The following is a 13533-nucleotide window of genomic DNA, read 5'->3' as shown; positions in this document are numbered from 1 at the left end:
AGTATCGGAGCCTTTATGAATGCAGCATCGCGCAGCGATTCGGTGAGCGGCGGTGATCGGGCGACGGGTGGGCGCAGCATCCTGCCCGCCGACGGTTCGCGCCTGCTGATCGGCGGCAAACTGGTCACCGGTGGGGACGGCGTCTTCGCGACGGTGAACCCGGCGACCGAAGCCGTCATCGGTCAGGCCGCGAATGCGAACGGCGCGGATATGGACGCGGCCATCGCGGCCGCGCGCACCGCCTTCGACGATACGGACTGGTCGCGTGATCACCTCTTCCGCGCCCGCTGCCTCGAACAGTTGCACACCGCATTGCAGGCAAATGTGGACGAACTGCGCGAGATCACCGTCGCCGAGGCGGGCGCACCGACCATGCTGACCAGGGGGCCGCAACTCGAAGGCCCGGTCGCGGACCTGTCCTTTTCCGCATCGCTGGCCGAAACCTACAGCTGGGAAACCGATCTCGGCACCGCGACCCCCATGGGCATCAAAAGTCATCGGGTGCTGCGCCGGGAGGCGGTCGGCGTGGTGGGTGCCATTACGCCGTGGAACTTCCCGCACCAGATCAATTTCGCCAAACTGGGTCCCGCGCTCGCGGCCGGAAATACCGTGGTGCTCAAGCCCGCCCCGGATACCCCGTGGTGTGCGGCGGCCGTCGGCGCGATCATTGCCGAGCAGACCGATATTCCGCCCGGCGTCGTCAATATCGTGACCTCCACCGATCACGGTCTCGGCGCGCAGCTCACCACCGATCCGCGCGTCGACATGATCAGCTTCACCGGTTCGACCCAGACCGGTAGATCGGTAATGACGGGCGCGGCGACGACTTTGAAGAAGACCTTCCTCGAACTCGGCGGCAAATCGGCATTCATCGTGCTCGACGATGCGAATATCGCGGGAGCCTGTTCGGTGGCGGCGTTCTCGGTGGCCGTGCACGCGGGACAGGGATGTGCCCTCACGACCCGACTGCTGGTGCCGCGCGCGGCATACGACGAAGCCATCCAGGCCGCGGCCGCCACTCTGTCGAGCATTGTGCCCGGTGATCCGGCCGATGCGCGCACCGTCTGCGGACCGCTGATCTCCGAACGCCAGCGGGCCAGGGTGGAGCGGTATCTGGAGATCGCGCGCGCCGAAGGCGGCCGGATCGTAGTCGGCGGCGGCCGACCACCGGGCCGCGAGCGCGGGTACTTCATCGAACCCACCCTGATCGCGGATGTGCCGAATACCGCGACGGTCGCTCGCGAGGAAATCTTCGGCCCCGTGCTGGTGGTGATACCGCACGACGGGGACGACGATGCGATCCGGATCGCCAACGACTCACCGTACGGGCTCTCCGGCTCGGTATGGGGCACCGACCCGGACCGAATTCGGCACGTCACCAATGGCGTTCGGACCGGCACGATCGGCGTCAACGGCGGCATCTGGTACTCCGCCGACGCACCGTTCGGCGGCTACAAACAATCCGGCATCGGCCGGGAAATGGGCGTCGCCGGGTTCGAGGAATATCTGGAAACCAAGCTCGTCGCGACCGCCGGATAATTATTAGGAGCTGATTTCATGACTCGATTCCCGGGAAAGACCGCCATCGTCACCGGCGCCGCCCAAGGCATCGGCGCCACATACGCCAAGGCGCTGGCCAACGAAGGCGCCAATGTCGTTGTCGCCGATCTGAATGCCGAACGCGGTAAGGCCGTCGCGGCCGAGATCACCGCCGGCGGCGGCAGTGCCATCTTCGGCGAGGTCGATGTGGCCGATCCGGAATCGGCCACCGCCCTCGCCGAATTGACCGTCCGCGAATTCGGCGCGATCGACCATCTGGTGAACAATGCCGCCATCTACGGCGATATGAAACTCAACCTGCTGCTCAGCGTGCCATGGGACTACTACAAGAAGTTCATGAGCGTGAATATGGACGGCGCGCTGAATATGACTCGCGCGGTGTGGCAGCACATGGTCAAGGCGGGCGGCGGATCGATCGTCAACCAGTCCTCCACGGCCGCATGGACCTACTCCAGCTTCTACGGCCTGGCCAAGGTCGGTATCAACGGCCTGACCCAGCAACTCGCCTTCGAACTCGGCGGTTCCAACATCCGCATCAATGCCATCGCACCCGGCCCCATCGATACCGAAGCCACCAAAACCGTGACACCGAGCGTCATCGTCGACGATATGGTGAAACGGTTGCCGCTCAAGCGAATGGGAACACCGGATGATCTGGTCGGCGCCTGCCTGTATCTGCTCTCGGACGACGCGAGCTGGGTCACCGGGCAGATCTTCAATGTCGACGGCGGACAAGTGTTCCGGTCATGAGTGAGCGCAGCGAGCGAACTATCGGCACGGCTGGCGAATTGCCGGTCGGGTTCATCGGTTTGGGCAATATGGGCGCACCGATGGCCAAGAGTCTGCTGTCCTGGCCCGGCGGACTCACCGTCTGCGATATGCGCCCCGATGCGGTCGCGCCGCTGACCGAAGCCGGTGCGGCATCGGCGGTTTCGGCCGCCGAAATCGCCGAGAAGGCGGCCGTCATCTCGGTGACCGTTCTGGACGATGCGCAAGTGCGGGCCGTGGTCACCGGACCGGACGGGGTATTGCGAACGGCCGCCCCGGGCACCGTAATCGCCGTGCACTCCACCATCAGCGACCGGACCGCCGAACAGTTGGCGGGCGAATGTGCCGAATACGGCGTCGAATTGGTGGACGCACCGATCAGCGGTGGTGCGGCCGGGGCGACGCGCGGCAAGCTCGCGGTGATGGTCGGCGGCAGCGATACGGCGTTCGAGCGGGTGCGCGGACCGTTCGGCTGCTTCGCCGATCTGGTCGTGCACGCCGGACCGGTCGGCGCGGGCACCCGAATGAAGTTGGCGCGCAACCTCTTGCACTTCATCGCCTTCACCGCCGCCACCGAGGCGCAGCGGCTCGCCGAAGCCGCGGATTTGGATATCACCGTGCTGGGCAATGTCGTCCGGCACTCGGACGCCGTCACCGGCGGCCCCGGCGCGATCATGCTGCGCGACCGCACCGCGCCGATCGAACCGAATGATTTCTGGCTGCCGATCCTGAGCCATGTGCGTGATCTCGGCGAAAAGGATCTGAGCCTGGCCCTGGATCTCGGCGCGCGACTCGGCGTCGAACTGCCGCTGGCGGAACTGGCTCTCGACCGCCTCGGGCCCGGGCTCGGCGTGCCAAAGGAAAGGGAATCCAATGAGTGAAGCATCGCGTAGCGATTCGGTGGAGGGTGGCGGTCGGGTGACGGGTGGGCGTGCGAACGGATCAGCGGATTCCGTGCGTCAGCGCGGGCTGGCCAAGATGGCCGAGGTCTACGGCACCGAATTCCAGAACTACCCCAGCGACCATTTCGCCATGACGGCCGATCATCTCTTCGCCGAAATCTGGTCGCGTCCCGGACTCACCATCCGGGACCGGCGACTGATCCTGCTCGGCGCGCTCACCGCCCAGGGGGCGATGGATACGGCGGGTATCCAGATCGGCGCGGCCCTACGCAACGAGGAGCTGACCGAGGCGCAGCTGCACGAGATCGCGCTGTTCCTCTGCTATTACGTCGGCTGGCCAAGTGGCACCAAACTCGACCTGTTGGTGGGAACGATTGTCGCCCAACAGAAAAAGGCGGCGCGTAAGAAGTCCGAACAGGCAGGGGAGTCCGATTCGCCTGTGCTGTCCGAAGACGTGAGCAAGTGAGGAACGCGAAACATGTCTGATGCCGCAAAGATCCGGCCGCTGCGTGCCGACGCGATCGCCGCGTGGGATTTCGAGGCGGATGTCGTCGTCGCCGGATACGGCATCGCCGGTGTCTGCGCCGCTATCGAGGCCGCCCGTGCGGGTGCCGACGTGCTGATCCTGGAACGCACCGGCGGCTGGGGCGGCGCGGCGGCCATGGCGGGCGGATTCATCTACCTCGGTGGTGGCACGCCCTTGCAGCAGGCGCTCGGGTTCGAGGACACACCGGAGAATATGGAGACATTCCTGCAGGCCGCGCTGGGGCCGGGACAGGATCGGGCGAAGATCGCGGACTACTGCCACAACAGCGTCGAGCACTACAACTGGCTGATCTCCTGCGGTGTCCCGTTCAAGGAGGAGTTCTGGGGTGAGCCCGGCTGGGAGCCGCCGCACGACGAAGGTCTGATGTACTCCGGCGGCGAGAATGCCGCGCCGTTCAATGCGATCGCGAAACCCGCTCCGCGCGGCCATGTTCCGCAGATGGCGGATAAGAAGATCGGTGCCAAGAGCGGCGGCTACATGCTGATGAAGCCGCTCGCCGACACCGCCGAAAGTCTCGGTGTCGGTGTCGAATACGACATCAGGATCCGGCGGCTGGTGATCGACGAGAGCGATCGGGTGGTCGGCGTCATCGCGACGCGCTTCGGCAAGGAGGTCGCGGTCCGCGCCGAACGCGGGGTCGTGCTCGCCACCGGCAGTTTCGCCTACCACCAGCAGATGATCGAAGGCTATGCGCCGCGGCTGATCGGGCGGCCCGCCGCCGCCATCGAGGAGCACGACGGCATCGGCATCCTGGTCGCGCAGGCGCTGGGTGCGGAGTTGGCCCATATGGATGCCACCGAGGTGGCGTTCTTCGGTGATCCGCAGCTGTTGGCGCGCGGCATCCTGGTCAACGGGCGCGGTCAGCGCTATATCCCGGAGGACACCTATCCGGGGCGGATCGGGCAGGCGACGCTGATCCAGCAGGAGAATCAGGCATTTCTGGTCATCGATGAGCAGTCGCTCGAGGCGGCGCTGGCCACGGTGACATCCACGCCGTTCTTTCGGCAGCCGCCGACCTGGGCGGCCGAGACGGTCGCGGAGCTGGAGTCCGATATGGGTCTGCCGGAGCGCGCGTTGCAGGGCACCGTCGATTGCTACAACTTGCACGCCGCCGACGGCAAGGATCCGTTGCTCGGGAAGAAGCCCCAGTGGGTCAAGCCGATCGGCACCCCGGTCGCGGCGTTCGATATGCGGGGATTCACGGCGGGTTTCACCCTCGGCGGGCTGCGCACCGATCTGGATTCGCGGGTGCTGCACGTCTCCGGGGAACCGATTCCCGGTCTGTTCGCCGCGGGCCGCTGCACCTCCGGACTCTGTGCCGGCGGCTATGTCAGCGGTGCGTCCCTCGGTGACGGCAGCTTCTATGGCCGACGCGCCGGTCGTGCCGCCGCAAAGTAGGATCTAGACACATGTCCGAAGGTGAGTCCATCATCCTGGAGGCGACCCGGCGTCGCCTCACCGAGAAGCAGGCCGACACCGTCGACAAGCTGACCAGGGCCGCAGTGGAAGTGCTTGCGCGCGAAGGCTTCGCGGGGATGACCATCCGCATGGTCGCCGCAGCGGCCGGTGTCGGCACCGCCACGGCGTATACCTACTTCTCCTCTAAGGAACACCTCGTCGCCGAGATCTTCTGGCGTCGCCTGTTCGCCAGTTCGGCTCCCGTCAGCGAGGATCCGGACCCCACGGTCCGGGTCGTCGCCGAGCTGCGCAATATCGCCATGCTCGTCGCCGATGAGCAGGAACTCTCGGGCGCGGTGACCAGTGCCCTACTCGGCCGCGATCCCGATGTGGCCCATCTCCGCGCGCGGATCGGGATGGAGATCCGCAAACGACTGGTGCGCGCTCTCGGTCCCGACGCCGACCAGGACGTAGTCGAATCCCTGGAACTCCTCTACGCGGGCGCGCTCGTCCGCGCGGGTATGGGCTACGCCTCCTACTCCGAAATCGCCGACCGCATCGAGAAGTCGGCGCTGCTGATCCTGAAGTAGGGCGCTTACCTGTGAGGTAATCGACTTCATTATCCGGGCTCGCAATGATGGTGGGGCACCTCATGATTGGAGAAACCGATGCCCTACTTCGAATCGCACGACGGCACCGCACTGCACTACCAGGACTGGGGGTCCGGGCAGCCGGTGCTTTTCCTGGCCGGTGGCTGGTTGAGCAGCACCTCGTGGGAGTTGCAGATGCTGCCGCTGTCCAAGCAGGGGCTGCGGTGCCTGTCCTACGACCGGCGTGGACACGGCAAGTCGGACTGGGTCGGGCACGGCTACGACTACGACACGCTGGCCGCGGATCTGGCGGCATTCCTGGAACACCTCGATTTGCGCGAGGTCACCGTGGTCGCACATTCGATGGCGGGCGGTGAGATCGTCCGATACCTGACCCGGTACGGCAGCGAACGGATCAGCCGGGTCGCGCTGGTCTCGGTGACAATGCCGTATTTCGCGCAGGCCGAGGACAATCCGAACGGCGTGCCGAAGGCGGTTTTCGATGCGGTTGGTGCGGCGCGCGCCGCGGACCGGCCGCTGTGGATGGAGCAGAACGCGCAGGCATTCTTCGCGACACATTTGGGCAACCAGGTGTCCTCGGCGCGGATCGCCTGGATGGTCCAGAAGTGCATGGACTGTTCACTTCTGGCGGCGGACGAGATCATGAATACGATCTACCACGCCGACTTCCGCGACGAGTTGCGCGCACTCACCGTGCCCACGCTGGTCATCCACGGTGACGCCGACGCTTCGGCCCCCATCGACCTCTGCGGTCGGGTGATCAAGGACCTGATTCCCGGCAACACCTACAAGGAATACCCGGCTACCGGCCACGGCATCATGATCTCGCACGCCGCGCAACTCAATGCCGACATCCTCGATTTCGTCAAGGCATGATGCTCGATGCGGTAGCGGCGGATTCTTGTCGTACCCCGCCGCTACCGTGAGCCCATGGGATTCGCGCTCTCGCTCACGGTGTCGCCCGAGGATATCGATGGCAACGGGCATATGAACCAGGCCGTTTATCTGCAATACGCGGAACGAGCGCGGTGGGCCTGCCTGCGGGAGGGCGGCTTATCCCAGGAGAAGCTGCTGGAGGCCGGAGTCGGGCCGATCTCGCTGCAGGTGACGCTCCAATTCAAACAGGAACTGTTCGTGGGCGACGAAGTCACTGTCACTTGCGATTTCGCCTGGGATGGCAAGACCCACCGGACCATTCAGGAGATCCGCAAGGCGGACGGCACGATCTCCGCCGAGATCGTCGGCGTGGGCGGTCTACTCGATCTCACCGAACGGCGCTTGGTGCCGGACGGCGCGCGCTACTTCCGCGACCTCGCGCAGGATCCCACGGTCTTCGGTCTGGGCCGGTCGGAGTAGTTCTAAGGGTTCATTGAGACCTCGAGAGTTGGGGGACGTCCCTGATGGCGCGGGCGCGCGATACCGGACAGACTGGATCCCATGACTTCGCACGCCCTAGGTGCCGACCTCGAGAATTCGGCAGCCGCCACTACTGTGGCGGCCCGCGCCATCGACCTGGTGAAGGTCTATGGACACGGAGATACGCAGGTCAGGGCACTGGATGGGGTATCGGCAGAGTTCGTGAAGGGGGAGTTCACCGCGATCATGGGGCCCTCCGGATCGGGCAAATCGACCCTGATGCACTGCCTGGCCGGCCTGGACAGTGCCAGCACCGGAACCGTGCGGATCGGTGATACCGATCTCGCCGAGCTTTCCGATAAGCAGATGACCAGGCTGCGCCGCGATCGCATCGGCTTCGTCTTCCAGGCGTTCAACCTGGTGCCGACGCTGACCGCGCAAGAGAACATCACCTTGCCGCTGGATATCGCGGGCCGCAAGCCTGACCAGGACTGGCTGGATACGGTCATCAAGCGGCTCGGGCTCACCGATCGACTCACACACCGGCCCAGCGAACTGTCCGGCGGGCAGCAGCAGCGCGTGGCCTGTGCGCGGGCGCTGGCAGGGAAGCCGGAGATCATCTTCGGTGACGAGCCGACCGGCAATCTCGACTCGCGCGCCTCGGAGGAGGTGCTCTCGATCCTGCGCGCGGCGGTGGACGAATTCGGGCAGACCGTCGTCATCGTCACCCATGAGCCGCATGCGGCGGGATATGCCGACCGGGTGGTGTTCCTCGCCGACGGTCGCATTGTCGACGAGTTGCGTGATCCGACCGCCGAATCGGTGCTCGACAAGATGAAGTCGCTGGAGCAGGTGTAGTGAGCGAGCGTCAGCGAGTGAACCAGAGACACAGCGCGCCTTCGCGCACGACGGAGCCGAGGGTCAGCGAGGCGCAGTCGTGAGCGAGCGTCAGCGAGTGAACCAAAGACACAGCGCGCCTTCGCGCACGACGGAGCCGAGCGTCAGCGAGGCGCAGTCGTGAGCGGCAAACCGATGCGCAAGGTGGTCTTGCGCAATCTCGCCGCGCACAAGGTGCGCCTGGCATTGACCCTGCTATCGGTGGTGCTCGGAACCGCATTCATCGCTGGCTCATTCGTCTTCACCGACACGTTGCAGCGCACCTTCGACGGAATCTTCGCCAATCAGGCCAAGGGCGTCGATGTTCGAGTGAGTCCGCAAAAGCAACAGGCACAGGGCATCCCGCTCAGCATGGTCGATCAGATCTCGAAGATGGACGGGGTGCGGGCGGTCGCGCCGAGCGTCAACGGACCGTTGGTGCTGCTGTATCCGGATGGCAAAAAGGCCGTACAGACCGGTGGCGCACCGACTTTCGGTCAGTCCTATATTCCGCCGGATAAGGCGGTCGCCGAACCGGATAAGTTCGTTCACGGCGTTCCGCCCGCGCACGAGGGCGAAATCGCGCTCAATACCGGCGGTGCCGAACGCGCGGGTCTGCATGTCGGTGACAAGACCAAAGTGCTGGTTCCCTCACACGGTAACCCGATCGACGTCACCCTCACCGGAGTCTACGAAGTCCCTTCGGACACCGGCGGATTCATCGGCGTGCTGTTCGACGACACGCAGGCCCGCCAGCTGTTCACCGACGGTTCGCATGTCGCCTATGTCGATATCGCGGCCGCCGCCGGTACGCCCGGCGACGAACTGCGCGACAGCATCGCGAACGTACTGGTGGATTACAAGGTGCAGAACGGCGATCAGGTGCGCGCCGATCTGAAGAAGGAAGTCTCCAACGCGCTCAACTTCATCAATTACTTCCTGCTCGCCTTCGGTGCGATCGCACTGATCGTCGGCACCTTCATCATCTACAACACCTTCTCGATGATCGTGGCCCAGCGGCTGCGTGAGCTGGCGCTACTGCGCGCGGTCGGCGCGAGTCGACAACAGGTTGGCCGATCCGTGGTCACGGAGGCACTGGTCATCGGATTGATCGGCAGCACAATCGGTTTGGCGTGCGGCATCGGTCTGGCCTTCGGGCTTTCGGCACTGCTCAACGCATTCGATCTCGGCCTGCCGACCGGATCGCTGACGGTGCTGCCGCGCACGGCGATCGTAGGGCTGCTCGTCGGGCTGCTGGTGACGGTGGTCAGCGCCTATGCGCCCGCGCGTCGCGCCGCCAAGATTCCGCCGGTGGAGGCCATGCGCGAGGAGTTCGCCTCGACCGGTGAATCGCTGCGGCTGCGGACCGGAATCGGTATTGCGCTGGCCGTCGCGGGTGTGGTGCTCGTGGTGCTCGGTGCGCAGAAGACCGGCGGCCATGCCGCATTGACGGTCGGGATCGGCGCACTCGGCCTGATCTTCGCGGTACTGCTGGCCGCACCCGCATTGTCGCGGCCGGTGGTGGGCGGTCTCGGGGTGCTGCTGCGGCCGTTCGGTCCTATTGGTCGGATGTCGCGCAATAATGCCGCGCGCAACCCACGGCGCACTGCCGCAACGGCTTTCGCGCTCACCCTCGGTCTGATGCTGGTGACCGCGATCGGCATGCTCGGCGCATCTGCGAAGGCCAGCGTGACCGTGCTCGTCGACAAGGGTGTGAAGGCCGACTACGTGCTGGCCGGACCGCAGCTGATCGGTGTGCCGCTCGGCGCGGGTGACGCGGTGCGCAAATCGGTGCCCGGGGTGGCGGATGTGGTCGGCTTGCGCGGTGTCACGTTCAAGGTGGGCGATGAGCAGCTGACCGGCACCGAATTCGACGGCTCGCCCGACAGCGTCCTCAACTACGACATGATCGAGGGCACCAACACGCTGGGTGACCGCGATGTCATGGTGTCGGAGAACGAGGCCGACAAGCGCGGCTGGAAGGTCGGCGATCAGGTCACCGTGACGAGCCTCGGGTTCAAGAAGATTCCGGTCAAGGTGGTCGGCATCTACAAGAAGACGCCGTTGCTCGGCCCCTTGGTGGTGTCGCCGGTCATGTACGACGAGGTGATGCCGGTCAACTTCCGGACCAACCTGTTCATGTTCGTCAAGGCCGAGCCCGGTGCCGACCTCACCCGGATGCGTACCGATCTGGAGAATGCGACCGAGCAGTTCGTCGTGGTCCAGGTGCAGGACCGCGAGGAGTTCAAGGGTGCGCAGGGCAAGCAGATCAATACGCTGCTCGCCATCCTGTACGGACTGCTCGCGCTCGCGGTGGTGATCGCGATTCTCGGCATCGTCAATACTCTGGCGCTGTCGGTGGTGGAACGCCGTCGAGAGATCGGCATGCTGCGCGCGGTCGGCATGCAACGGGCGCAGGTGCGCCGAACCATCTATCTGGAATCCATGCTGATAGCGGTATTCGGTGCGATCGTCGGGATGCTGCTCGGTCTCGGCCTCGGTGTCGGCTTCCTGCGAACCCTGCGTGACCTGGGCATCGATGAGATCGCCATCCCGTGGAACCAACTGGTGCTGGTGCTCATCAGCTCGGCCGTGGTCGGTGTGCTGGCCGCGCTGTGGCCAGGTATCCGTGCCGCCCGTACGCCACCGCTGGCGGCTATCGCGGATCTGTAGGTCCTAGCCAGGGAACCTCGGGTGCGGGCATCCGTCCGCCCTCGTGCGCGGCCAGTTCGATGGCGGTGGCGAGGGCGGTCGAGGTCTCCGCGTGGTTGTTGTGCCGGGTGAATTCGGTGCGGGCCAGGTCGAGTGCGGAACCGAGGTCAGCGCCTCGGGACAGACCCGCGATTATCGCGGCTAGGACCTCGAAATGCGTCGGCTTGTCGTATTCGCTCATCCGACCCGGCAATGGTGCCCCGCAGGCAGTCGGCCGCTCGGATTGCCCTGGGTGAGCGCCGCTGTGTCACAGCCGAATTCGAAGATCTGTCGGATGGTCCTCCGGCGGTCGAGACCGCAGGGTGCCGCGCGGACGACGGCCGCGCAGCCCTTGGAGTCATTGATGGGTGCGGTCCGGGTGCCGAGCGGGCCCGGTTCTCGCCGCTCGGCCGCTCGCCGTAGGGCGGAGATCGGGGCGTGGGTGTTGCCGCGATGGCTCATGAGTTCCTGCGACAGGATGCTCTGCGGTGCGTAGGGCTGGCGCGGGATGGTGTGCCGCGTACACCGCGCCCATGCCACCGCGGCCCAGTTCCCGTTCGATTACGTTCTCCGCGAATACATCACCACGGCGCAGCGAGCGGGCCCCTCCAACGCGTCGAGATCGCCGAGCAGCCTATCGGAGATGTGTCTGTCCGGTCACAGTGTGCTGAGTCTGGCTAACGAGTAATGCTACGGTAAGCGGAGGTAGTTACTCCGTTTAACATGTGGGGTTGGATGGGGAAGGAGGCCGCTGGCAATGGTGGCAGTGGGTCTCGGTGGTCCGAACGTGGATTTTTCGCCCGCGTTCGGCGGCATCGCCGAGAAGATGGGGGCGGCGGTGCACGGCCGCGGCGGCGAGGCGGTTCGACAGCTCGCATTGATCACCGTGCTTTATCTGGCCTATCGGGTGGGGCGGATGTTCACCGCCGACGACACCGTGCACGCGCTCGGCAATGCCAGGGCCATGCTCGGGCTCGAGGATAAGCTCGGGCTGCCGGAGGAGACCACAGTGCAGGCGGTATTCCTGCACCGGGATTCTCTCGCGGTACCGGCCAATTTCTATTACGCCACCGCACATTTCACGGTGGCGGTCGCGGTGCTGTTGTGGCTGTGGGCCTTCCGGCCGGAGCACTACCGCTGGACCCGCAACCTGATGGTGGCATTGACCGGGGCCGCGCTCATGGTGCATGTACTGATACCGCTCGCACCGCCGCGCATGCTGCCCGACTACGGTTTCGTCGACCTCGCCGCAGTCCACGGCCAATCCGTCTATGGCTCACCGGATTCCGGCGGACTCTCGAACCAGTTCGCGGCCATGCCCTCGCTGCATGTGGGGTGGGCCCTGCTGCTGGCCTTCGCCATGGTCGCGGCGACCGGTAGTTCCTGGCGGTGGCTGGCATTGGCGCATCCGGTGCTCACCACCGTCGTCGTGGTCGGGACCGGCAATCACTACTGGCTCGACGCGATCGTCGCGGTGGTGCTGCTCGGGTTGGCGGCGCTGCTGCATCCGCTGGTGGTGCCCGCCTCGGCTACGGCGTGGGGCGCCATGGGGCCGGTGGGTCCGCAGCCGGTGCCGACGCGCTGAATCAGCTGGTTCCGGCATTTCGGTTGGCCCAGGCTTGGACATCGCCGCGGTCCAGGGCCAGCGCGAGCAGGTCGGGGAACTTGTCGGGGGTGCAGGCGAAGGCCGGTACGCCGAGGGCGGCCAGAGCGGCGGCATTGTCGTGGTCGAAGGCGGGAGCGCCGTCGTCGGAGAGGGCGAGCAGCACTACCACCTGCACTCCGGATTCCCGCATGGCGTTGACGCGGCGCAGCATCTCTTCACGGATACCGCCCTCGTAGAGATCGGAGATGAGGACGAACAGAGTGTCGGCCGGGCGGGTAATGAGCGACTGGGAGTAGGCGAGGGCGCGATTGATATCGGTGCCGCCGCCGAGTTGGGTGCCGAAGAGCACCTCGACCGGATCGGTGAGTTGTTCGGTCAGGTCGACGACCTCGGTATCGAAAACGACCAGAGATGTTTTCAGCGAGCGCATGGAGGCCAGGACCGCGCCGAAGACGGAGGCGTAGACCACACTCGAGGCCATCGAGCCGGATTGATCGATCGCGAGGACTACGTCCCGGCGCACCGCCTGCGCCTTGCGGCCGTAGCCGACCAGGCGTTCGGGCACCACGGTCCGATGTTCGGGGAGGTAGTTGGCCAGGTTCTTGCGGATGGTGCGGTCCCAGTCGATATCGCGCAGCCGAGGTCGGGTGACGCGGGCGGCGCGATTCAGTGCGCCGGAGACCGCGGCGACGGTGTGCGCGGCAACGCGCTGTTCGATTTCGCGGACCACCTTCTCGACCACCATTCGCGCTGTCGCCTTGGTGGTTTCGGGCATCACCCGATTAAGGCTCAGCAGGGTTCCGACCAGGTGCACGTCGGGTTCCACCGCTTCGAGGAGTTCCGGTTCCAGCAGGAGCTGGGTCAGATTGAGGCGATCCACGGCATCGCGCTGCATGACCTCGACAACGGTGGACGGGAAGTAGGTGCGGATATCGCCGAGCCAGCGGGCCACCTTCGGTGCGGAGCCGCCCAGTCCGGCGGAGCGTTTACCGGAGGTCTGATCATCGGTGTTGTAGAGCGCTCCGAGGGCTCGATCCATCGCCTCGTCGTCCGCGGCACCCAAGCCGCCCAGGGGTTGTTCGGCGGCGGTGCCGAGCACCAGACGCCAACGCCTGGACTGCGTTTCATCGATCGCGTTCATCCGGTCACTCCGAGGAGGTAGGTGACGGCAGGATGCCGCCACATCGTGGTTCGGGATTGATCGAGAGGCCCGAGCGC

14 protein-coding genes are annotated in these 13533 nt (G+C 65.5%); 11 read left to right on the top strand and 3 right to left on the bottom strand.

The window, feature by feature from the left end; genetic code table 11:
* The first annotated feature begins 15 nt into the window (after positions 1-15).
* The 10 genes from ACIBI6_RS18090 (at position 16) to ACIBI6_RS18045 (ending at position 10691) form a co-directional block, all read left to right on the top strand.
* The gene (locus ACIBI6_RS18090; RefSeq protein ID WP_364344111.1) at positions 16-1539 is read left to right on the top strand and encodes an aldehyde dehydrogenase; all 1524 of its coding nucleotides are present in this window, start codon (positions 16-18) and stop codon (positions 1537-1539) included.
* An 18-nt stretch (positions 1540-1557) separates the two neighbouring features.
* A complete protein-coding gene (locus tag ACIBI6_RS18085; protein ID WP_364344108.1) occupies positions 1558-2310 on the top strand; it encodes an SDR family oxidoreductase in 753 nt (250 codons plus the stop codon).
* Positions 2307-3209, top strand: coding sequence for an NAD(P)-dependent oxidoreductase (locus ACIBI6_RS18080; RefSeq protein WP_364344105.1), 903 nt, complete (start codon positions 2307-2309; stop codon positions 3207-3209). The genes ACIBI6_RS18085 and ACIBI6_RS18080 overlap by 4 nt, the downstream gene beginning before the upstream one ends.
* Positions 3210-3306: 97 nt before the next feature.
* Positions 3307-3696 (top strand): carboxymuconolactone decarboxylase family protein, encoded by a 390-nt coding sequence (locus ACIBI6_RS18075; protein WP_364344599.1) that lies wholly within the window; start codon positions 3307-3309, stop codon positions 3694-3696.
* Between the two features lie 12 nt (positions 3697-3708).
* Entirely contained in the window at positions 3709-5175 is a 1467-nt protein-coding gene (locus ACIBI6_RS18070) for an FAD-dependent oxidoreductase (RefSeq protein WP_396957133.1), read from the top strand.
* 11 nt (positions 5176-5186) lie between these two features.
* Positions 5187-5765 carry a TetR family transcriptional regulator gene (locus ACIBI6_RS18065; RefSeq protein ID WP_364344099.1) on the top strand — a complete coding sequence of 193 codons (579 nt, stop codon included), beginning with the start codon at positions 5187-5189 and terminating at the stop codon, positions 5763-5765.
* 78 nt (positions 5766-5843) lie between these two features.
* On the top strand, positions 5844-6662 hold the full coding sequence (locus ACIBI6_RS18060) for an alpha/beta fold hydrolase (RefSeq protein ID WP_396957131.1): 819 nt from the start codon (positions 5844-5846) through the stop codon (positions 6660-6662).
* A gap of 54 nt (positions 6663-6716) precedes the next feature.
* Entirely contained in the window at positions 6717-7142 is a 426-nt protein-coding gene (locus tag ACIBI6_RS18055) for an acyl-CoA thioesterase (protein WP_364344093.1), read from the top strand.
* Positions 7143-7223: 81 nt separating this feature from the next.
* Positions 7224-8000: an ABC transporter ATP-binding protein gene (locus tag ACIBI6_RS18050; RefSeq protein WP_364344090.1), complete on the top strand. Its 777-nt coding sequence runs from the start codon at positions 7224-7226 to the stop codon at positions 7998-8000.
* A gap of 174 nt (positions 8001-8174) precedes the next feature.
* A complete protein-coding gene (locus ACIBI6_RS18045; RefSeq protein WP_364344596.1) occupies positions 8175-10691 on the top strand; it encodes an FtsX-like permease family protein in 2517 nt (838 codons plus the stop codon).
* On the opposite strand, the gene ACIBI6_RS18040 is transcribed toward ACIBI6_RS18045, so the two are convergent.
* Positions 10675-10911, bottom strand: coding sequence for a hypothetical protein (locus ACIBI6_RS18040; protein WP_364344087.1), 237 nt, complete (start codon positions 10909-10911; stop codon positions 10675-10677). The genes ACIBI6_RS18045 and ACIBI6_RS18040 overlap by 17 nt on opposite strands.
* The gene (locus ACIBI6_RS18035) at positions 10908-11249 is read right to left on the bottom strand and encodes an ADP-ribosylglycohydrolase family protein (protein WP_396957127.1); all 342 of its coding nucleotides are present in this window, start codon (positions 11247-11249) and stop codon (positions 10908-10910) included. Before ACIBI6_RS18035 ends, ACIBI6_RS18040 begins: the two co-directional genes overlap by 4 nt.
* A gap of 217 nt (positions 11250-11466) precedes the next feature.
* Between ACIBI6_RS18035 and ACIBI6_RS18030 the strand changes: the two genes are divergently transcribed.
* Positions 11467-12294 (top strand): phosphatase PAP2 family protein, encoded by an 828-nt coding sequence (locus ACIBI6_RS18030; protein WP_396957125.1) that lies wholly within the window; start codon positions 11467-11469, stop codon positions 12292-12294.
* A 1-nt stretch (position 12295) separates the two neighbouring features.
* Here ACIBI6_RS18030 and ACIBI6_RS18025 read toward each other — a convergent pair whose 3' ends face one another.
* Positions 12296-13456 (bottom strand): VWA domain-containing protein, encoded by a 1161-nt coding sequence (locus ACIBI6_RS18025; RefSeq protein ID WP_396957123.1) that lies wholly within the window; start codon positions 13454-13456, stop codon positions 12296-12298.
* Between the last annotated feature and the right edge of the window lie 77 nt (positions 13457-13533).

It is taken from the genome of Nocardia sp. NPDC050412 (assembly GCF_044458825.1).
GTDB lineage: Bacteria > Actinomycetota > Actinomycetes > Mycobacteriales > Mycobacteriaceae > Nocardia.
This window is presented reverse-complemented; position numbering and strand designations above follow the sequence as displayed.

Coding starts and splice junctions, on each gene's coding strand:
- ACIBI6_RS18090 (WP_364344111.1), top strand. CDS start 16: ATGAATGCAGCATCGCGCAGCGATTCGGTGAGCGGCGGTGATCGGGCG.
- ACIBI6_RS18085 (WP_364344108.1), top strand. CDS start 1,558: ATGACTCGATTCCCGGGAAAGACCGCCATCGTCACCGGCGCCGCCCAA.
- ACIBI6_RS18080 (WP_364344105.1), top strand. CDS start 2,307: ATGAGTGAGCGCAGCGAGCGAACTATCGGCACGGCTGGCGAATTGCCG.
- ACIBI6_RS18075 (WP_364344599.1), top strand. CDS start 3,307: ATGGCCGAGGTCTACGGCACCGAATTCCAGAACTACCCCAGCGACCAT.
- ACIBI6_RS18070 (WP_396957133.1), top strand. CDS start 3,709: ATGTCTGATGCCGCAAAGATCCGGCCGCTGCGTGCCGACGCGATCGCC.
- ACIBI6_RS18065 (WP_364344099.1), top strand. CDS start 5,187: ATGTCCGAAGGTGAGTCCATCATCCTGGAGGCGACCCGGCGTCGCCTC.
- ACIBI6_RS18060 (WP_396957131.1), top strand. CDS start 5,844: ATGCCCTACTTCGAATCGCACGACGGCACCGCACTGCACTACCAGGAC.
- ACIBI6_RS18055 (WP_364344093.1), top strand. CDS start 6,717: ATGGGATTCGCGCTCTCGCTCACGGTGTCGCCCGAGGATATCGATGGC.
- ACIBI6_RS18050 (WP_364344090.1), top strand. CDS start 7,224: ATGACTTCGCACGCCCTAGGTGCCGACCTCGAGAATTCGGCAGCCGCC.
- ACIBI6_RS18045 (WP_364344596.1), top strand. CDS start 8,175: ATGCGCAAGGTGGTCTTGCGCAATCTCGCCGCGCACAAGGTGCGCCTG.
- ACIBI6_RS18040 (WP_364344087.1), bottom strand. CDS start 10,911: ATGAGCGAATACGACAAGCCGACGCATTTCGAGGTCCTAGCCGCGATA.
- ACIBI6_RS18030 (WP_396957125.1), top strand. CDS start 11,467: ATGGTGGCAGTGGGTCTCGGTGGTCCGAACGTGGATTTTTCGCCCGCG.
- ACIBI6_RS18025 (WP_396957123.1), bottom strand. CDS start 13,456: ATGAACGCGATCGATGAAACGCAGTCCAGGCGTTGGCGTCTGGTGCTC.